The organism is Bradyrhizobium ontarionense (assembly GCF_021088345.1).
Lineage (GTDB): Bacteria > Pseudomonadota > Alphaproteobacteria > Rhizobiales > Xanthobacteraceae > Bradyrhizobium > Bradyrhizobium ontarionense.
Genome location: NZ_CP088156.1, coordinates 7,926,921 through 7,946,062 on the forward strand (window position 1 = coordinate 7,926,921; position 19,142 = coordinate 7,946,062).

Genomic DNA, 19,142 nt, shown 5'->3' on the forward strand with positions numbered 1-19,142 from the left:
AGGAAACGACCATGATCAAGCAGTTGATGTCGTCGCGCCGCTTTGCCCCGCTGTTCTGGGCGCAGTTCTGCTCCGCGCTGAACGACAACGTCCTGAAGAATGCGCTCGTCATCATGCTGCTCTACGGCGCCGTCGCGGCGCATGGCGATGCGCTGGTGACCGTAGCTGGTGCCGTCTTCATTTTCCCGTTCTTCATCCTGTCCGGGCTGGGCGGTGAGCTTGCCGACAAATACGTCAAGGGCATCATCGCACGCCGGCTGAAATTCGCCGAGATCTTTGCGGCCGGCTTTGCGGCGCTTGGCTTCTTCATGCATTCGGTCCCGCTGCTGTTCGTTGCTCTCGGAATGTTCGGGATCATCGCAGCGCTGTTCGGCCCGGTGAAATACGCGATGCTGCCCGATCAGCTGACGGTCGGCGAACTCGCCACCGGCAACGCGCTGGTCGAGGGCGCAACGTTCATGGCGATCCTGATCGGCACCATTGCCGGCGGTCAGCTCGTGTCGGGATCGTCGCATATGGGCTGGGTCGCGCTGGCGGTGGTTGGCCTCGCTTTGATGTCGTGGGCCTCGGCCGCGCGCATTCCGCACACGACGCCGTCCGCGCCGGAGCTGCGCCTCACTGCCAACCCCTGGTCATCCACTTCTCATTTGTTGAAGTCGCTCTATGCCGCGCACCGGCTGTGGGACGGCATGCTGATCGTGTCGTGGTTCTGGCTGGCAGGCGCCGTCGTGCTGTCGCTGCTGCCAGCACTGGTCAAGGGTGTCGTCGGCGGCACTGAGGGGGTTGTCACGCTGTGCCTCGCGATCTTCGCCATCGGAATCGCTGTCGGCTCGCTGTTTGCGGCGCATCTGAGCCACGTGCGGCCGAACCTCGCCCTGGTGCCGATCGGCGCGATCGTGATGGGCGTGCTCGGCCTCGATCTCGCCTGGGCGATCGGTACGACCGAGACCGCCAAGGACATCACGCCGCTGGCCTTCATCGGGTCGTGGAGCGGCATTCGCATGCTGATCGACTTCGCGCTGTTCGCCTTCGGTGGCGGCCTGTTCGTGGTGCCGTCCTTTGCCGCCGTTCAGGCCTGGTCGGAGCCGTCCGAGCGGGCCCGAATCATCGCCGCCGGCAACGTGCTGCAGGCCGCCTTCATGGTGGTCGGATCGCTGTGTGTCGCCGGCCTGCAGGCGGCCGGCGTCTCGATCGCCTGGATTTTCTTCGGCCTGGCGCTGGCGAGCTTCGGCTCGGTCTGGTTCGTGCTCAGGAAATGGGGCCGGGAAGGCGTGCGCGACTTCGGTGCGCTGCTGTTCCGGGCCTTGTTCCGCACCGAGGTGCGCGGCCTGGAAAACCTGCCGCCCGCCGGCACCCGCATGCTGATCGCGCCCAACCATGTCAGCCTGATCGACGGTCCGCTGCTGCATGCGATCCTGCCGATCGATGCGACCTTCGCGGTCGATACCGGCATCTCGCAGGCGTGGTGGGCGAAAGTCTTCCTCAAGATGGTCAGCCACATCACGATCGACCCTACCAAGCCGCTCGGCGCGCGCGACCTGATCAAGCTAGTCGCCAGCCAGGAGCCGGTGGTGATCTTCCCCGAGGGCCGTATCACGGTGTCGGGATCGCTGATGAAGGTCTATGACGGCACTGCGATGATCGCCGACAAGGCCGATGCCGTGGTCGTGCCCGTGCGCATCGAGGGCGCGCAGCGCTCGCATCTCAGCTATCTCAAGAACGGCCAGATCAAGCGTTCCTGGTTTCCCAAGGTGACCGTGACGATCCTTCCGCCTGTGAAGCTCGACGTCGATGCAGCGCTGAAGGGCAAGACCCGTCGCAACGCGGCAGGGGCTGCGTTGCAGGACGTTATGATCGATGCGATGGTCAAGAACGCCATGCTGGACCGCACGCTGTTCGAAGCGCTGGCGCATGCCCATCGTGACCACGACACCGGCAAGGTGATGATCGAGGATCCGCTCGGCACCAAGCTGACCTATCGCAAGCTGCTGCTCGGCTCCCAGGTGCTGTCGCGCAAACTCGAGCAGGGCACGATGGTCGGCGAGAACATCGGCGTGATGCTGCCGAACTCGGCCGGCGTCGCCGTCGTCTTCATGGCGCTGCAGTCGATCGGCCGGGTACCGGCGATGCTGAACTTCTCCGCGGGGCCGGTGAACGTGCTGGCCGCCATGAAGGCGGCGCAGGTCACGACCGTTCTGACCTCGCGCGCTTTCATCGAGAAGGGCAAGCTCGACAAGCTGATCGCCGCGATCGACGGGCAGGCGCGCTTGGTCTATCTCGAGGACGTCAAGGCATCGATCGGCTTCGCCGACAAGCTCAAGGGCGTGGCCGATGGCATCAAGCCGCGTGTGGCTCGCAACGCCGACCACCCGGCCGTGATCCTGTTCACCTCGGGCTCGGAGGGCACGCCCAAGGGCGTGGTCTTGTCCCACCGTAACATCCTGGCCAATGCCGCGCAGGCGCTCGCTCGTGTGGACGCCAACGCTAACGATCTTGTGTTCAACGTTCTGCCGGTGTTCCACTCCTTCGGCCTCACCGGCGGCATGATGATGCCCATGTTGGCGGGCATCCCCATCTACATGTACCCGTCGCCGCTGCATTACCGGATCGTCCCCGAACTGATCTACCAGACTGGCGCTACGATCCTGTTCGGCACTGACACCTTCCTGACGGGCTACGCGCGCTCGGCCCATGCCTATGATTTCCGTACACTGCGGCTGGTCATCGCCGGCGCCGAGCCGGTGAAGGACCGGACACGGCAGATCTACATGGAGCGTTATGGCATCCGTGTTCTCGAAGGTTACGGCGTGACCGAGACCGCGCCGGTGCTGGCGATGAACACGCCGATGGCCAACCGCGTCGGCACCGTCGGCCGCCTGTCGCCGCTGATGGAGTACCGGCTCGACAAGGTGCCGGGCATCGAGGAGGGCGGCCGGCTCTCGGTCCGTGGCCCGAATGTCATGCTCGGTTATCTCCGCGCCGAAAACCCCGGCGTGCTGGAAGCGCTGCCTGAAGGCTGGCACGACACCGGCGATATCGTCACCATCGACGGGCAGGGCTTCATCACGATCAAGGGCCGCGCCAAGCGCTTTGCCAAGATCGCCGGCGAGATGGTCTCGCTCTCGGTGGTCGAGCAGATCGCCGCTGCGCTGTGGCCGCAGGCCGGCTCCGTCGCGGTGTCGATCCCCGACCAGCGCAAGGGCGAGCGCATCGTGCTGATCACGACGCAGAAGGACGCCGAGCGCTCTGCGATGCAGCGCCAGGCCAAGGCGCAGGGGGCGCCCGAACTCGCGGTGCCGGCCGTGGTGATGGTGGTCGACAAGATCCCGTTGCTCGGCTCCGGCAAGACCGATTATGTCGGTGCCAAGGCCCTTGCCGAAGAGTCGGCCACGCCGTCGTCGGAGTCGGCGGAGCGGGAGGTGGCTTGATGGCATCGCTGCGCCGGCGCCATCAGCAGAACAGTCCCCGCCACGCGGGGGTTGTCCTGCTGCATGGGATTGCGGGCCGGTCATTGATGCTGCGCCCGTTCGAAAAGTCGCTGCAGCGCGCCGGGTTTGCGACGCTCAACATCGACTATGAGAGCCGCAAGAAGCCGCTGGAGCTGCTCGCTGAGGACATTCGTGCCGCAGTGTCCGACTTTGCTGCGCGGCTGGACGGGCCGGTCCACTTCGTGACCCATTCGATGGGCGGGCTGTTGGCGCAGGTCTACATTGCCAGGCATCGTCCGGCGCGGCTCGGCCGCGTCGTCATGCTGGGGACGCCCAACGGCGGCAGCGAGCTTGCCGACCGGCTGCAGAATGTCGGGCTCTATCGCGCCTATTTCGGCCCCGCCGGCCTGCAACTGGTGACAACCAAGGACGTCACCCTCGCATCGCTTCCTGCGGCCGATTACGAGATCGGCGTCATCGCTGGCAACCGTTTCCTCGATCCGATCTGCGCGCTGTTCCTGCTGCCCTGGCCGAACGACGGCCGCGTGTCGGTCGAGAGCTGCAAGCTCGCGGAGATGGCCGACTATACGACCGTCAAGGCCTCGCATATGGGCCTCCTGATGCATCCGACGTCGTTCCGGCAGACGATCGCGTTCCTGCGCAATGGCCAGTTCGACCCCGCTCGTCCGCCGCTGCACAGCGTCTTCTCCGACATCGGCCGCCGCGCGGCCAGCTGACGCAAGTTTTCCTTGCCCGCCGCGGCTATCCCGCGACAATCTCGCATCCGACATCAAGAGACAGGCAAGGCGATGACCGACGACAGCGTGATTCTCGACAAGCGCGGGCAAGCCCTCTGGATCACCATCAACCGTCCTGAGAAGCGCAACGCGCTGAACGGCGATGTCATCGCCGGAATCGCGCGCGGCTACCGCCAGGCGCATGACGATGCGGAGGTGCGCGTGATCGTGCTGACGGGAGCGGGCGACAAGGCGTTCTGCGCGGGTGCCGACCTGCAGAACTCCGGCGCAGCCTTCGCGATGGATTTCTCGCGGCCCAATGTCGACTATGCCGATCTACTGAGGCTGTCGCAGAATGCGACCAAGCCCGCGATCGCGCGTGTCGGTGGCGTCTGCATGGCCGGCGGCATGGGTCTTCTGTGCATGACAGACATGGCGGTTGCGGCCGACCACGTGATCTTCGGCCTGCCGGAGGTCAAGGTCGGCGTGTTCCCGATGCAGGTGCTGAGCCTGCTGCAGAGTATCGCGCCGCCGCGGCTCGTCAGTGAATGGGCGTTGACCGGTGAGCCTTTCGACGCCAAGATCGCCCAGGCTGCAGGCCTGCTCAACTACGTCGTACCGGCCGCCGAGCTCGACGCCAAGATCGACTGGCTGATCGGTCGGATCGTCGACAAGTCGCCGACCGCGATCCGGCGCGGCAAATATGCCATGCGCGCGATCGCGTCGATGTCGTTCGACGAGGCCATCGCCTATCTCGAGAGCCAGATCGCGCTGCTGGCGATGACCGAGGATGCCAAGGAAGGCCTGAAGGCCTTCGCCGAGAAGCGCAAGCCGGTCTGGCCGGGGAAGTAGCGCGTTCGTCTTGCGATCGAACGATCGGTGCGAACGCGCAGGCCCGCTGACAGGTGCCGCAGGGCGATCCAATTTTTTCAGCCGACGATTACGAGGCGATCCGCATGGGTTGTCGTCTTCCATACATCAGGCTGCGCCACAGCCATTCGACCGGACCGAAGCGAAAGTACGCCAGCCACCAGCGGCTCGCGATCGCCTGCAGGGCATAGACGACCATGCCGATCGCAAGTGCCGGCGCGACGCTGAGCCTGCCGAACAGGCCGAAACCATAGCCGTAGAACACGAGGCTGAAGATCGCGGATTGCATGAGGTAGTTGGTAAAGGCCATGCGGCCGACCGGAGCAGCCCAGCCCAGCAGACGAAGACCGAGTGCCGTGTTCGCGACCGCCAGGATCAGCGCACCATAGGCGAGTGCCAAGGTGACCGTCACAAGCGTGGGGCCGGCGTCGATGGTCATGACGAGCGCCGCGAGCGCAGTCAGCACGAATTCCGTGCGATGATCTCGTGCATGTCGCAGCACGCCGCAGCGCCAGATCAGGATCCCGAGCAGGAACAGGCCGAGCGTACGTGGAAAGATCCACAGATGCAGCGGCGCGATCGCACCAATCTCGGCGAGGCGGAAAGCCAGCACCTGGGCGAAGCTCCCGGTCGCGTAGACATGGTTGGCGTCGGCCACATGTGGCAGCATCCAGGCCTTCCCGGGCAGGGGCATCAGTTGCATCAGCCAGCCGCTGAAATAGAGCCCGAGGAATGCGAAACTGCCTGCTCCGATGAGCCAGGCGGGCGCAAACAGAAACGGCAGCACGCTCAGCCCGGCCAGCGCATATTCGGTCAGGATGTCGCCATTCCACAACAGCGTCAGGTGCAGGAGGCCGATCGCGAGCAGGACCAGCAGGCGTCGCAGCAATAGGATCGTACGACGGTGCGGGATGATCCGGTCGAACTGCATCGCCAGGCCGACGCCGAACAGCAGCGAAAACAGCGCGAAGGCCTTCATCGCGATGGCGCGCTCGAGGATATCTTCAATGGTACGATTGAATGGCGAGTCGGCCATGACGGCCCACAACAACGCGACCATATCCGGCGATAGGGATCCGGCGAAGAAAGTCGTTTCGGCCTCTTGCGTTCTCAGCGCCGGCAGAAATTGCCGGAAGATCGAAACCCGGAATTCGAACACGACGTTGATGGCCATGACACCGAACAGCGCGAGGCCACGCAGGATGTCGATGCTGAAGAGACGGTCTATGGCCGCGACAGGGAGTGGCGGACCGTGCGCGTTGTTGGTATCTGCAGGAGCCCTCAAATCGACCTCGGCCGCTACGACGCGTCACCGGCGCACTGGGCCAGATCGGTGCCGCGCCTGAATGTGGAGCAGTCGAGACAGCTCCAGTCAAGGCGTTGTTGTTAGTGCACGGCAGCGCTGATGGATTTAGGATAGGAGCATGACGTCTTCCGGCACGGCTGCAACCGACGGTCTCACCATCCGGCCCATGAGCCCCGAGGAGATTCCGCTGATCCTTGACTGGGCGGCGGCCGAAGGTTGGAATCCCGGCCTGTCCGATGCGGCTTGTTTTGCTGTGGTTGATCCCCAGGGCTTTCTCGTTGCCGAGCGCGACGGCGTGCCGGTCGCTACCGTCTCTTGCGTCGACTATGACGACCGCTTCGCCTTTCTCGGCTTCTACATCGTACGCCCCGATTTGCGTGGGCATGGCTACGGCCTGCGCCTTTGGCAGGCGGCGATGGCTCATGCGGGGCCACGTATCGTCGGGCTCGACGGCGTCGTCGCGCAGCAGGACAACTACCGGAGGTCCGGCTTCAGCTTCGCCTATGCCAATATCCGCTATGGTGGCCGGCTCGCGGTTGAGCCATCGTCGGCAGCGCAGGCCAATATCGTGGCTTTGGCCGATGTGCCTTTGGCAGACATCGAAGCTTCCGATGCGGCCGTGTTCCCGGCGCCGCGCCGCGCGTTCCTGCAGGCTTGGATCGGCACGCCCGAACACGTCGGCCGGGCGCTCATCCGCAACGGTGCGCTTTCCGCCTGGGGCGTGATCCGTCCGTGCCGAACCGGCTACAAGATCGGCCCGCTGGTGGCCGAGAGCCGCGCTGATGCTGAGGCCGTCGCGTCGACCCTGTTGACCGCGGTGGGCGACGTCGAGGTTTTTCTTGACGTGCCCGCGATCAACCCGGACGCGGTGGCGCTCGCAGAAGGTCTTGGTCTCAAACCCGTGTTCGAGACGGCGCGGATGTATACGGGACCGATCCCGCCGCTCCGGATCGAACGCGTGTTCGGCGTCACCACCTTCGAGCTCGGTTAGCTCACTTGCCCAGCGGTCGCGCGAAGCTCAGCTCGTGGCCGTCAGGATCGGTGAGGTGAAAATAGCGCTCGCCCCATTCGGCATCGCGCGGCGTCGTCGAGGGTGAGAAGCCGGCTGACAGCGCCTTTGAGTAGACCGCGTCGACATCGGCGACGTGGAAGATGATGCGCCCCCACCAGCTCCACTGCTTGTCCCGGGGCGTGGCGATCAGGTTGAGATAGCCAGCGCCGACGCGGAAGGTGGTGAACGCCGCGTCAGCGCCGCCATAGGGGATGTCGTCGAAGCCGAGTGCGCGATAGAAGGCGACGGCGCGGGCCATGTCGTGGGTGGCGAGCGTGATCGCGCTGATGCTCTCGATGGTCATGGAGGCCCTCCGGACCGGACTGAACGCCGCGCCGCAGGGAAGCGCAGATCACCGGTGTGGCGCAAGAGCACGCATCAAGAGGCCCAGCCATCCATGCGCTCCGACCAGGCCGGGCGCATGGAATCGCAATTGCGCATCAGCCCGGATTGGCCTTGAGGCCGGCGGCCTCGATGCCGGCGATCGCGCAGATCTCGTCATTGTCGGAGGTATCGCCGGAGACGCCGACCGCGCCGAGCAGGGTGGTGCCGTCCAGGATCAGGACGCCGCCGGGCACCGGCACCATGCGACCTTGCGCCAACGTGTTCACGGCGTCGACGAAGTAGGCCTGCTCCTGGGCGCGCTGGAACAGCGCCCGCGAGCCAAGGCCGAGCGCGAGCGCGCCATAGGCCTTGCCATGCGCGACCTCGGCCCGCATCAGGCTGGTGCCGTCCTGAGCGGCGGCGGCCTTCAGGCAGCCGCGGGCATCGAGCACCATGACAGCGAGCGGCTTCAGCTTGTTCTCGACGCCTTTGGCGAGCGTGGCGTCGAGGATCTTGCGGGCGGTGTCGAGCGTGAGGTCGGCCATGTCGGTGTCCTTTTTTGGTGGTGAAGTAGCTTAGGTGTGCAGGGTAGGCAAAGCGTGGTGGGCACGCTTCGCCTGCCCACCCTTACGAACTACGAACGCGCTTGTGCGCGATCCAGGCTCATCGCCAGGAGCTGCGCGGCGTGGACGGCGCCGCGATCGGCACCGTCCTGGATCTGGTGCCGGCAGGATGTCCCGTCGGCAACGATGAAGGTGGAGGCGTCGGCCTCGCGCACGGCCGGCAGCAGCGACGCTTCCGCCATCTGTAGCGAGACCTCGTAGGTCTCGGCGCCATAGCCGAAGGCGCCGGCCATGCCGCAGCAGGAGGATTCGATGGTCTGGACCTCGAGCTCCGGAATCAGTCGCAGCAGCTGCTCGACCGGCTTGAAGGCTGCGAAGGACTTCTGATGACAATGGCCGTGCAGCAGTGCCTTGCCGGGAAGGGGCCCGAGCGGCAAAGCGAGGCGGCCGGCTTCGGCCTCACGCGCGAGAAATTCCTCCAGCAGCAGCGCGTGCGCGCTGATCGTCTTCGCTGCGGTGTCGCTGCGCAATGACAACAGCTCGTCGCGCAGCGTCAGCAGGCAGCTCGGCTCCAGCCCGATGATCGGGACGCCGCGTGCTGCGAACGGCGCGTAGGTCTCGACCAGGCGCTGCAGCTCCGACTTGGCCTCGTCGACGAGGCCGGCGGAGAGGAAGGTGCGGCCGCAGCACAGTGGCCGGCCGCCGTCGACCGGTTTCGGTACATGGACGCGATAGCCGCCGGCGACGAGCACGCGCAACGCGGCATCGAGATTTTCGCGTTCATAGACGCGGTTGAAGGTGTCGCCGAACAGCACGACCTCACGGCCGTTCTCGGGGCCGAAGGCCTCGGCATCGACGCGGAAGGTGTCGCTGCGGAACGCCGGCAGCTTGCGACGCGCGCTGATGCCGGCGGTCCGCTCCATGAGCGCGCGCAGCACGCCGCTTTGGTTGCGCAGGTTCACGAGCGGCGCGAAGCGTGCGGCGAGGTCGGCGTAGCGTGGCAGATAGGCCACGAGCCGATCGCGCAAGGTGAGGCCGTGTGTCCTCGCCCGTGCCGCAAGCACCTCGATCTTCATCTTGGCCATGTCGACACCAACAGGGCACTCGCGGCGGCAGGCCTTGCAGGAGACGCACAGCTTCAAGGTCTCCATCATCTCGTCGGATGACAGCGCACCGGGGCCTAGCTGGCCGGAGATCGCAAGCCGTAGCGTATTGGCGCGGCCTCGCGTGACGTCCTTCTCGTCGCGGGTGGCGCGATAGGACGGGCACATCACGCCGCCGTCGAGCTTGCGGCAGGCGCCGTTGTTGTTGCACATCTCGACGGCGCCCTGAAATCCGCCGGCGGCGCCCGGATAGGCCGACCAGTCGAGCACGGTCTTGAGATCCTCGACGCGGTAGTCCGGCGGGTAGCGGAACAGCGAACGGTCGTCCATCTTGGGTGGATCGACGATGCGGCCGGGGTTGAGCACATTGCCGGGATCGAAGCGCTGCTTCACCTCCTTGAAGTCGGCGACGATCCGGCTGCCGAACATCTGCGTATGAAATTCCGAGCGCACGATGCCGTCACCGTGCTCGCCGGAATGCGAGCCCTTGTACTCGCGCACCATGGCGAAGGCTTCCTCGGCGATGGCGCGCATCGCCTTGACGTCCTTCTCCAGCTTCAGGTTCAGCACCGGGCGGACGTGCAGGCAGCCTTCGGAGGCGTGCGCATACATCGTGCCGCGGGTGCCGTGCCTGGCGAAGACCTCGTTGAGACGTGCGGTATAGTCGGCGAGATGCGGCAGCGGCACGGCGCAGTCCTCGACGAAGGACACCGGCTTGCCGGCTTCCTTCATCGACATCATGACGTTGAGGCCGGCGGCGCGGAAGTCAGCGACTGCGGTCTGCAGGGCGGGGTCGGTGATCTCGACCACGCCGCCCCATTTGCGCGGCTCATGATTCCAGGCGAAGCCGAGATCGCCCATCAGCTCGGCGAGCTGCTTCAGCTTGGCGAGGTTCTCCTCGCGCGTCTCCTCGGCGAACTCCACCACCAGGATCGCATCGGGATCGCCGCGCACGGCCGCCGCGATCACCGGCTGGAACATGGCGATGTCGCGTCCGAGCCCGATCATGGTGCGATCGACCAGTTCGACCGCGATCGGCTTCAACTTGACGAGGTGCTGGGCCGCATCCATCGCCTCGTAGAAGCTGCCGAAATGGCAGACGCCAAGCGCCTTGGTGCCGATCAGCGGCCACAGCTTGAGCTCGATCCGGGTCGAGAAAGCCAGCGTGCCCTCCGAGCCGACCAGCAGATGGGCCAGGTTGTTGGCAGCGTTGCGCGGAGTGAGCGCATCGAGATTGTAGCCACCGACGCGGCGCTGCACCTTCGGAAACTTGTCGGCGATCTCGGCGGCCTCGCGCTCACCGAGCGCCAACAGGTCGCGGAACAGCGTGCGGGCGCTGTCCGGCGCGTTGATGTCGCGGACATCGCGCGGCACCTCGCCGAAATGTGCCAGCGTGCCGTCCGCGAGGGCGGCATCGATCGCGATCGTGTTGTCGCGCATGGTGCCATAGCGCAGCGAGCGGCCGCCGCAGGAATTATTGCCCGCCATACCGCCGATCGTGGCGCGTGAGGCGGTGGAGACGTCGACCGGAAACCACAGACCATGTTTCTTGAGCTGGCGGTTGAGGTCGTCAAGCACGATGCCCGGCTCGACCACGCAGGCCTTGTTCTCGACATCGAGCGAGACGATGCGGTTCAGGTGCTTGGAGAAGTCGACGACGAGACCCTCGTTGACGGTCTGGCCGCATTGCGAGGTGCCGCCGCCGCGCGGGGTGACGATGCGGCCGTCGCCGCGGGCGATGGCGAGCGTCCGCAACGCCTCGTCCATCGTGCGCGGCACGACCACGCCGGCCGGGACGACCTGGTAGAACGAGGCATCGGTGGCATAGCGGCCGCGGTTGAAGCGATCAAAGAAGACGTCGCCGGTGATCTCGGCACGGAGCTTCTGTTCGAGCCTGGACGGACCGGCTTTGGCGTTCGGCATGGATGATCCCTAGGCGGCTCTGGTCCCGCCGCGTTCCCTCGCGGGCCTCGGCCGGTGTCATTCATTTACAAGAAGGCGTCAATCCGATTGCATGCAAAATTAAGCCAGTCGCTGGCTTCATTCGACCTTAGCCGGTTTGCCGGCGCTAGGTGGCGCGGCTGCGGGTTGGGCCTCGGCAAAGTAGGCGATCGCGGCCGCACCCTTGTTGCGCAGGTGCTGGAACAGGATATCGGAAAGCTCGCCGCCGGCCCGCCGGCGCAGCGCGTCCAGGATCAGCTCATGCTCGCGCATGGCCTCGCTCCAGCGCTCGCGCTTGCGGGCGAAATTGGCCGAGAAGCGCACCCGGCGGATACGCCCCGCAAGACTCTCATAGGTCGCGTGAAGCGTGACGTTGGCGGCGGCATCAACGATGGCGCGGTGGATGAGCTGGTTCATGCGGAAATAACCCTGCATGTCCTGGCGCATGTAAAAACCATACATATCATGATGAAGTTGCTGAATTTTTTCGACATCTTCATCCGTAATCTTCTCGCAGGCGAGGCGCCCGGCGAGTCCCTCTAGCCCGCCCATCAGGTCGAACAATTCGCGGATGTCGGCGGCACTCAAAGGGCGGACCCGGGCGCCGCGGTTCGGTAGCAGTTCAACCAATCCTTCAGCAGCGAGCACCTTCAAGGCTTCGCGCAGCGGGGTGCGTGAGACCTTCAGCATCTCGCACAGCTGCCGCTCGGACAGGCGGCCGCCGTCCGGGACGTGGCCCTCGACGATGTAGTCGCGCAGCCGCGCCAGGATCTCGTCATGAAGCGAGGTCTCGTCGCGCACCGGGGCAGGACGTTCGCCCGGCTCCGTCACGGGCATAGCCAAGGTATCCAAAATCGTGGAGGTCATGCTGGATTGTAACGGCAGTTCCGCTTTCGGTCGACCGATGAAATGCATGCTATATCCTCTTGTAAGTCTCATAATTGCATGCAATCTTTGGTATCTAAACGCCGCTGCGCTCGGAGAATTGCCTGTGACCCGTCATCAAGGCCGTCATTTCCTGCACATTCCGGGGCCAAGTCCAGTGCCCGAGCGGGTGTTGCGCGCGATGGACATGCCGGTGATCGATCACCGCAGCGCCGAGTTCGCCGAGCTCGGCAAGGCTGTGCTCGACGGCGCCAAGACGATCTTCAAGACCACGAGCCCGGTCATCATCTACCCGTCGTCAGGTACTGGGGCGTGGGAGGCCGCGATCGTCAACACGCTGTCGCCGGGCGACAAGGTGCTGATGGTGGAGACCGGCCATTTCGCCACGCTGTGGCGCCAGATGGCGGCGCGCTGGGGCATCGAGGTCGACTTCATTCCCGGCGACTGGCGCCGTGGCGTCGACCCGGCCGTGATCGAGGAAAGGCTCGCGGCCGACACGGCCCAGCAGATCAAGGCCGTGATGGTCGTGCACAATGAGACGTCGACGGGGGCGACCAGCCGCGTCGGCGAGGTTCGCGCCGCCATGGATCGGGCTGATCATCCGGCGCTGCTGATGGTCGATACGATCTCCGGCCTCGCCTCGGCCGATTTCCGCTTCGACGAGTGGAAGGTCGACGTCGCTGTGTCCTGCTCGCAGAAAGGCTTGATGCTGCCGCCGGGTCTTGGATTCAACGCGATCTCGGACCGGGCGCTGGCTGTCGCCAAGACCAGCAAGATGCCGCGCTCGTTCTGGGACTGGGAGGACATGCTGAAGCTCAACGTGAACGGCTTCTTCCCTTACACGCCCGCCACCAACCTGCTTTATGGGCTGCGTGAAGCGATTGCGATGCTGCTCGAGGAAGGGCTCGACCAGGTGTTCGCTCGCCATCAGCGGCTGGCGGCGGCAACGCGCGCCGCAGTCGATCATTGGGGCCTGGAGGTGCTGTGCCAGGAGCCGAGGGACTTTTCGCCGGTGCTGACTGCGGTGCTGATGCCACCCGGCCATGACGCCGATCAGTTCCGCCAGGTTGTGCTGGACAACTTCAACATGTCGCTCGGCTCGGGCCTGTCCAAGGTCGCGGGCAAGGTGTTCCGCATCGGTCATCTCGGCGAATGCAACGAGCTGACTTTGATGGCCGCTCTGACTGGCGTCGAGATGGGCCTGCGCGCCGCCGGCGTGCCGCATCGCGCCGGTGGCGTCGATGCCGCGATGGCGATGCTCGAGCCATCGGCCGCCGGCAACGCCCCGCTGCATCTTTCGGTCGTGAAATAAGCCACAATCGCGTGCGGCGACCAACTCATTCAGGTCATGCCGCACTGCACAGAAGAGGAGGGTCCGTGTGCACCTGAGAGATGTCAGCCCGAAGCAATCGGCGGCTGCGTCTTGGCCATTGACGCCAGCGGTCTGGCGGGAGAAAAGCGCGGCGAGCGCGTGGCATGCCACGTCCGCGCACCAACCAAACGACCGGGGATGGACGCCAATGACTGTGCACACAGGACGGCATTTTCTTCAGATTCCGGGGCCGACCAATGTGCCCGACCGCGTCTTGCGCGCGATGGATATGCCGACGCTGGACCATCGAGGTCCTGAGTTCGCCGAACTCGGCTTCGCCGTGCTGGCCGCCTCGCAGCGGATTTTCCGCACCAAGCAGCCGGTGATCATCTATCCGTCGTCCGGCACCGGCGCGTGGGAAGCGGCCATCGTCAACACGCTTGCCCCCGGTGACAAGGTGCTGATGGCTGAGACCGGTCAGTTCGCGGTGCTCTGGCGTGGCATCGCTGACAAGTTCAAGCTCGATGTCGACTTCATCCCGGGCGACTGGCGTCATGGCGCCGATATCGCCGCGATCGAGCAGCGGCTCGTGGCCGACAAGGCGCACACGATCAAGGCCGTGTGCGTCGTGCACAACGAGACATCGACCGGCTGCCTCACGCCGCCGCTCGAGGTGCGCAAGGCGCTCGACCGTGCGGGCCATCCCGCTCTGCTGATGGTCGACACGATCTCCGGCCTCGGCTCGATGGAATATGAGCACGACGCCTGGGGTGTTGACGTCTCCGTCGCCGGCTCGCAGAAGGGGCTCATGTTGCCGCCGGGCCTCGGCTTCAACGCGGTTTCGGAGAAGGCGCTCGCCGCCGCCAAGGCCAATCCCGGCATGCGCTCCTACTGGGACTGGCAGGAGGTCATCACCTTCAACAAGCTCGGCACCTTCCCGTACACGCCGGCCTGCAATCTGCTGATGGGCCTCAACGAAGCCCTGAAGATGCTGGAGGAGGAGGGGCACGAGAACGTGTTCGCACGCCATCGCCGCCACAGCCAAGCCACGCGCGCTGCGGTCAAGGCGTGGGGACTCGACACGCAATGCGTCGATCCGCAGGCGCATTCGCCGGCGCTGACGGGCGTGGTCATGCCCGACGGCCATGATGCCGATCAGTTCCGCAAGACGGTGCTCGAAAACTTCGACATGTCGCTCGGGACCGGCCTCAACAAGATCAAGGGCAAGGTGTTCCGCATCGGCCATATCGGCCATTTCAACGACCTGATGCTGATGGGCACGCTCGCCGGCGTCGAGATGGGCCTTGCGCTCGCTAACGTGCCGCACCGCGCCGGTGGCGTGCTTGCGGCGATGGACGTCCTGAAGGCGCGCGACGCTGCGCCGATTTCGAAGGTTGCATGATGAACGCACCTGTGACCGGCTCCGACGATCTCATCTATGCCGTCGACGACGGCATCGCCAAGATCACCTTCAACCGGCCGCAGGCGCGCAACGCGATGACGTTCGCGATGTACGACCAGATGGCCTCGATCTGCGAGGCCATCAACGCCGACCGGTCGATCAAGGCGCTGATCCTCACTGGGGCGGGCGACAAGGCGTTTGCCTCCGGCACCGACATCTCCCAGTTCCGTGCCTTCAAGACCGCCCAGGATGCGCTCGACTACGAGGCGCGGATCGATCGCGTGCTTGGCACCTTGGAACTGTGCCGCGTGCCGGTGATTGCAGCCATCGCGGGTGCCTGCACCGGCGGCGGCGCGGGCATCGCTGCCTGCTGTGATATCCGCATCGGCACCGAATCCACGCGCATCGGCTTTCCGATCGCGCGCACGCTCGGTAACTGCCTGTCGATGTCGAACATCTCGCGTGTCGTTTCCCTGATCGGGCCGGCTCGCACCAAGGACCTGATTTTCAAGGCCAGGCTGGTCGAGGCGCCCGAGGCGCTCGCGCTTGGCCTCCTCAACGAGATCGTGCCCGATGTCGGGGCCTTGCAGACCCGCGCGCTGGAGACGGCGAAGCTGGTGGCGAGCCATGCGCCGATCACGCTCGAAGTGACCAAGGAGGCGGTGCGCCGCATCCGCCGGACGCTGTCGCGCGACGAGGGCGAGGACCTGATCCTGCGGGCCTATATGAGCGAGGATTTCCGCGAGGGCATGGACGCGTTCCTGAACAAGCGGACACCGAACTGGAAGGGCAAGTAGTCCGATGCTGTGCTTGCGACCTTATGCCAATGTCATGAGGCGGCATCATGCTTGTGTTCTTGAACTGACCACAATAAGCCAGCAGTATCCTGGTAGGATGCAAGCAGGCGCTTCGAACGGGGATGAAAACACGTGCGTAACCTGATCAAGATCGCGGCCGCGACGGCGGCCATTTTCGCAAGTGCGCCGGCCTTTGCCGGCTGGGAGCCGACCAAGCCGGTCGAGATCGTCGTGGCCGCGGGCGCCGGTGGCGCATCCGACCAGATGGCGCGGATGATGCAAGCCGCGATTCAGAAGAACAACCTGCTGAAGCAGCCGGTCGTCGTGTCGCTGAAGGGCGGTGCGTCCGGGGCCGAAGCGCTGATGTACATGAAATCCAGCGACGGCGACGCGAACAAGGTCCTGATCGCCTATTCGCTGATCTACATGCTGCCGCTCTCGGCCAAGCTGCCCTTCGACTGGCATGAGCTGTCGCCGGTCGCGGTGATCGCGCTCGACCAGTTCGTGCTGTGGGACAATGCCAACGGGCCGAAGAGCGTCAAGGAGTTCATCGAGGCCGCCAAGGCATCGAGCTCGCCGTTCAAGATGGGCGGCACCGGGTCGAAGCGTGAGGATCACGTGCTCACCGTGTTCCTCGAGAAGAAGTCCGGCGCCAAGTTCTCCTATCTGCCCTATAAGTCGGGCGGCGAGGCCGCGACCCAGCTGGTCGGCGGCCATACCGAATCCAACGTCAACAATCCTTCCGAGAATCTCGAGGTCTGGCGTGCCGGCCAGGTCCGCCCGCTCTGCGTGTTCGACAAGGAGCGCATCTCCTACACGACCAAGGTCACGGAGACGCAGTCCTGGAACGACATTCCGACCTGCAAGGAGCAGGGGCTGGACGTGCAGTACCTGATGCTGCGCGGCATGTTCCTGCCGGGCAAGGTCACCCAGGAGCAGCAGGAGTTCTACGTCGACCTGTTCAGCAAGCTGGTGCAGACGGCGGAATACAAGGACTACATGGAGAAGCAGGCGCTGAAGCCGATCTTCCTCACCGGCAAGGACATGCTGCAGTTCCTCGAAGAGGACGGCTCGCTCAACAAACAGCTGATGATGGAAGCCGGCTTCGTCGCCAAGTGAGGCGAGGCCAACGGGGTACGGAGGATCGATGTCAAACGCTGAACTCGAAATCGACGTCGACGATCCGACCGCGCCGGAGGAGGATTCTCCGGCCGTCACCAATAGCCGCACCGTGGACGTTGCCGTCTCGCTGCTGCTGCTCGCGCTCGCAGCGGTGCTGGCATGGGACAATTGGCGGACCGGTGCGTCGTGGGACTCGACCGGTCCCGAACCCGGCTACTTTCCGTTCTATCTCTCGGTGATCCTCGGCGGCGCCAGCCTGTATGGGATCGGTGCCGCTTTCCTGTCGAACAAGGAGGCGGTCGAGACCTTCGTGACGCGCGCGCAGCTGCGCCGGGTGATGGCGGTGTTCCTGCCGACGCTGCTGTTCTGTGTCGCCATGCAGGTTCTCGGCATCTACGTCGCGAGCTTCCTACTGATCGTGGGCTTCATGCGTATCGTCGGCAAGATCGCGCTGTGGAAGTCGTTGCTCACGGCCTTCCTGTTCAGTGCCGTGATGTTCGTGACCTTCGATCTCGTATTCGACGTGATCATGCCGAAGGGGCCGCTCGAAGCGGCGTTCGGGTACTGACGCAACTGGTATCTCCACCCATCATTGCGAGGAACGAAGCGACGACGCAATCCAGACCTGGTCGCCTGAACTGGATGGCTTCGATGCGCTTGCAATGACGGAAACAGCTGGAATGAAGTCATGGAAGCCTTGGGTCTCCTGCTGCACGGGTTTGCTGTCCTCCTGACCTGGAAGACGCTGGCGCTGATGATGGTCGGGCTCGTGCTCGGCGTCTTCGTCGGCGTGCTGCCGGGGCTGGGCGGTCCCAACGGCGTTGCGATTTTGCTGCCGCTGACTTTCTCGATGGACCCGACCTCGGCCATCGTCATGCTGTCCTGCATCTACTGGGGCGCGCTGTTCGGTGGCGCGATCACCTCCATCCTGTTCAACATTCCCGGCGAGGCCTGGTCGGTGGCCACTACCTTCGACGGCTATCCGATGGCGCAGCAGGGCAAGGCGGCCGAGGCGCTGACGGCGGCCTTCACCTCGTCCTTCATCGGTTCGCTGGTCGCGGTGTTGCTGATCACCTTCCTGGCGCCATGGATCTCGTCTTTCGCGCTGAAATTCGGCCCGCCTGAATTCTTTGCGGTCTATCTGCTCACCTTCTGCTCGTTCGTCGGGCTGGGGCGCGAGGACAAGCATAAGACTGTCGTTGCGATGTCGCTCGGGCTGCTGCTCGCCGGCGTCGGCATGGACACCGTGTCCGGCCAGTTGCGGATGACTTTCGGCTCGACCGATCTGCTCCGCGGCATCAACTTCCTGGTCGCCGTCATCGGCCTGTTCGGCATCAGCGAGATCCTGCTGACGATGGAGGAGCGCCTGGCCTTGCGGGGCCATGCCGCCTCGATCTCGCTGCGCACCGTGCTGGCGGTGTGGAAGGACCTGCCCAAATACTGGATGACCTTGCTGCGCTCCTCGGTGATCGGCTGTTGGCTCGGCATCACCCCGGGCGGCGCGATCGCCGCCTCCTTCATGGGCTACAATCTCGCCAAGCGCTTCTCGAAGGACCCGGACAGCTTCGGCAAGGGGCGCATCGAAGGCGTGTTTGCCCCTGAGACCGCCGCACACGCGTCCGGTACCGCAGCGCTGCTGCCGATGCTGGCGCTCGGCATTCCCGGCTCGGGCACGGCGGCGATCCTGCTCGGGGGCCTGATGGTGTGGGGCCTCAATCCCGGCCCGCTGTTGTTCGTGGAGCACAAGGATTTCGTTTGGGGCCTGATTGCCTCGATGTACCTCGGCAACGTCGTCGGCCTCGTGCTGGTGCTCTCCACCGTGCCGATCTTCGCCTCGATCCTGCGGGTGCCGTTCGCGGCGGTGGCGCCGATGATCGTCGTGTCTTGCGCGATCGGCGCCTATGCAATCCAGAACGCGATGTTCGACGTCTGGCTGATGCTCGGCTTCGGCGTGGTCGGCTATGTCTTCAAGAAGATCAAGATTCCGCTGGCGCCGTTCACGCTGGCGCTCGTGCTCGGCAGCCGCGCCGAGGACGCGTTCCGGCAGTCGATGATCATCTCCGGCGGCAACATGAAGGTGTTCTGGGCGAACGGGCTGGTGGGCACCATCACGACGCTGGCGATCCTGCTGCTGTTCTGGCCGCTGATCGATCGGCTGGTGGCGAGCTTCGGCAAGTCCGTGCCGCCGGCGGCGAAGGCCGAGGCGTAGAGAGCTGCCGCTGCGTTCCGGGCCTCATGGTTCGAGACGCGCTGCGTTCGGCAGTATGCGAGTTCTACTGTCGTTTGGGGCGCAGCGCTCCT

General features: G+C 64.9%; 15 protein-coding genes. 10 read left to right on the top strand and 5 right to left on the bottom strand.

The window, feature by feature from the left end:
• The first annotated feature begins 11 nt into the window (after nucleotides 1–11).
• The 3 genes from LQG66_RS34865 (at nucleotide 12) to LQG66_RS34875 (ending at nucleotide 5,017) form a co-directional block, all read left to right on the top strand.
• The gene (locus tag LQG66_RS34865) at nucleotides 12–3,428 is read left to right on the top strand and encodes an acyl-[ACP]--phospholipid O-acyltransferase (RefSeq protein WP_231320392.1); all 3,417 of its coding nucleotides are present in this window, start codon (nucleotides 12–14) and stop codon (nucleotides 3,426–3,428) included.
• On the top strand, nucleotides 3,428–4,165 hold the full coding sequence (locus tag LQG66_RS34870; protein ID WP_231320394.1) for an alpha/beta fold hydrolase: 738 nt from the start codon (nucleotides 3,428–3,430) through the stop codon (nucleotides 4,163–4,165). The genes LQG66_RS34865 and LQG66_RS34870 overlap by 1 nt, the downstream gene beginning before the upstream one ends.
• Nucleotides 4,166–4,237: 72 nt before the next feature.
• The gene (locus LQG66_RS34875) at nucleotides 4,238–5,017 is read left to right on the top strand and encodes an enoyl-CoA hydratase/isomerase family protein (RefSeq protein WP_231320396.1); all 780 of its coding nucleotides are present in this window, start codon (nucleotides 4,238–4,240) and stop codon (nucleotides 5,015–5,017) included.
• A gap of 88 nt (nucleotides 5,018–5,105) precedes the next feature.
• Here LQG66_RS34875 and LQG66_RS34880 read toward each other — a convergent pair whose 3' ends face one another.
• Complete coding sequence (locus tag LQG66_RS34880; protein WP_231320406.1) at nucleotides 5,106–6,320, bottom strand: DUF418 domain-containing protein; 1,215 nt, start codon at nucleotides 6,318–6,320, stop codon at nucleotides 5,106–5,108.
• A gap of 139 nt (nucleotides 6,321–6,459) precedes the next feature.
• Between LQG66_RS34880 and LQG66_RS34885 the strand changes: the two genes are divergently transcribed.
• Nucleotides 6,460–7,332: a GNAT family N-acetyltransferase gene (locus LQG66_RS34885; protein WP_231320408.1), complete on the top strand. Its 873-nt coding sequence runs from the start codon at nucleotides 6,460–6,462 to the stop codon at nucleotides 7,330–7,332.
• 1 nt (nucleotide 7,333) lies between these two features.
• Here the strand turns inward: LQG66_RS34885 and LQG66_RS34890 are convergent, their stop codons facing one another.
• The 4 genes from LQG66_RS34890 to LQG66_RS34905 all read right to left on the bottom strand — a co-directional run bounded on the left by LQG66_RS34890 (nucleotide 7,334) and on the right by LQG66_RS34905 (nucleotide 12,190).
• Nucleotides 7,334–7,696, bottom strand: a complete 363-nt coding sequence (locus LQG66_RS34890; RefSeq protein ID WP_231320422.1) for a VOC family protein — start codon at nucleotides 7,694–7,696, stop codon at nucleotides 7,334–7,336.
• A 136-nt stretch (nucleotides 7,697–7,832) separates the two neighbouring features.
• A complete protein-coding gene (locus LQG66_RS34895) occupies nucleotides 7,833–8,261 on the bottom strand; it encodes a GlcG/HbpS family heme-binding protein (protein WP_231320430.1) in 429 nt (142 codons plus the stop codon).
• Between the two features lie 89 nt (nucleotides 8,262–8,350).
• A complete protein-coding gene (locus LQG66_RS34900) occupies nucleotides 8,351–11,305 on the bottom strand; it encodes an FAD-binding and (Fe-S)-binding domain-containing protein (protein WP_231320432.1) in 2,955 nt (984 codons plus the stop codon).
• 117 nt (nucleotides 11,306–11,422) lie between these two features.
• The gene (locus LQG66_RS34905) at nucleotides 11,423–12,190 is read right to left on the bottom strand and encodes a GntR family transcriptional regulator (RefSeq protein WP_231328063.1); all 768 of its coding nucleotides are present in this window, start codon (nucleotides 12,188–12,190) and stop codon (nucleotides 11,423–11,425) included.
• Between the two features lie 124 nt (nucleotides 12,191–12,314).
• On the opposite strand from LQG66_RS34905, the gene LQG66_RS34910 reads away from it, so the two are divergent.
• The 6 genes from LQG66_RS34910 (at nucleotide 12,315) to LQG66_RS34935 (ending at nucleotide 19,050) form a co-directional block, all read left to right on the top strand.
• Complete coding sequence (locus LQG66_RS34910; protein WP_231320434.1) at nucleotides 12,315–13,520, top strand: pyridoxal-phosphate-dependent aminotransferase family protein; 1,206 nt, start codon at nucleotides 12,315–12,317, stop codon at nucleotides 13,518–13,520.
• A 208-nt stretch (nucleotides 13,521–13,728) separates the two neighbouring features.
• Complete coding sequence (locus LQG66_RS34915; RefSeq protein WP_231320436.1) at nucleotides 13,729–14,922, top strand: pyridoxal-phosphate-dependent aminotransferase family protein; 1,194 nt, start codon at nucleotides 13,729–13,731, stop codon at nucleotides 14,920–14,922.
• A complete protein-coding gene (locus tag LQG66_RS34920; protein WP_231328064.1) occupies nucleotides 14,922–15,719 on the top strand; it encodes an enoyl-CoA hydratase/isomerase family protein in 798 nt (265 codons plus the stop codon). The genes LQG66_RS34915 and LQG66_RS34920 overlap by 1 nt, the downstream gene beginning before the upstream one ends.
• Before the next feature lie 132 nt (nucleotides 15,720–15,851).
• Nucleotides 15,852–16,838 carry a tripartite tricarboxylate transporter substrate binding protein gene (locus LQG66_RS34925; RefSeq protein ID WP_231320438.1) on the top strand — a complete coding sequence of 329 codons (987 nt, stop codon included), beginning with the start codon at nucleotides 15,852–15,854 and terminating at the stop codon, nucleotides 16,836–16,838.
• 28 nt (nucleotides 16,839–16,866) lie between these two features.
• Entirely contained in the window at nucleotides 16,867–17,409 is a 543-nt protein-coding gene (locus LQG66_RS34930; RefSeq protein ID WP_231320440.1) for a tripartite tricarboxylate transporter TctB family protein, read from the top strand.
• A 120-nt stretch (nucleotides 17,410–17,529) separates the two neighbouring features.
• Nucleotides 17,530–19,050: a tripartite tricarboxylate transporter permease gene (locus LQG66_RS34935; RefSeq protein ID WP_231320443.1), complete on the top strand. Its 1,521-nt coding sequence runs from the start codon at nucleotides 17,530–17,532 to the stop codon at nucleotides 19,048–19,050.
• The last annotated feature ends 92 nt before the right edge of the window (nucleotides 19,051–19,142 follow it).

Excerpts from the sequence above, each read along its gene's own strand:
- LQG66_RS34865 (WP_231320392.1), top strand. The coding sequence starts at position 12 with ATGATCAAGCAGTTGATGTCGTCGCGCCGCTTTGCCCCGCTGTTCTGG.
- LQG66_RS34870 (WP_231320394.1), top strand. The coding sequence starts at position 3,428 with ATGGCATCGCTGCGCCGGCGCCATCAGCAGAACAGTCCCCGCCACGCG.
- LQG66_RS34875 (WP_231320396.1), top strand. The coding sequence starts at position 4,238 with ATGACCGACGACAGCGTGATTCTCGACAAGCGCGGGCAAGCCCTCTGG.
- LQG66_RS34885 (WP_231320408.1), top strand. The coding sequence starts at position 6,460 with ATGACGTCTTCCGGCACGGCTGCAACCGACGGTCTCACCATCCGGCCC.
- LQG66_RS34890 (WP_231320422.1), bottom strand. The coding sequence starts at position 7,696 with ATGACCATCGAGAGCATCAGCGCGATCACGCTCGCCACCCACGACATG.
- LQG66_RS34895 (WP_231320430.1), bottom strand. The coding sequence starts at position 8,261 with ATGGCCGACCTCACGCTCGACACCGCCCGCAAGATCCTCGACGCCACG.
- LQG66_RS34900 (WP_231320432.1), bottom strand. The coding sequence starts at position 11,305 with ATGCCGAACGCCAAAGCCGGTCCGTCCAGGCTCGAACAGAAGCTCCGT.
- LQG66_RS34905 (WP_231328063.1), bottom strand. The coding sequence starts at position 12,190 with ATGACCTCCACGATTTTGGATACCTTGGCTATGCCCGTGACGGAGCCG.
- LQG66_RS34915 (WP_231320436.1), top strand. The coding sequence starts at position 13,729 with ATGACTGTGCACACAGGACGGCATTTTCTTCAGATTCCGGGGCCGACC.
- LQG66_RS34920 (WP_231328064.1), top strand. The coding sequence starts at position 14,922 with ATGAACGCACCTGTGACCGGCTCCGACGATCTCATCTATGCCGTCGAC.
- LQG66_RS34930 (WP_231320440.1), top strand. The coding sequence starts at position 16,867 with ATGTCAAACGCTGAACTCGAAATCGACGTCGACGATCCGACCGCGCCG.
- LQG66_RS34935 (WP_231320443.1), top strand. The coding sequence starts at position 17,530 with ATGGAAGCCTTGGGTCTCCTGCTGCACGGGTTTGCTGTCCTCCTGACC.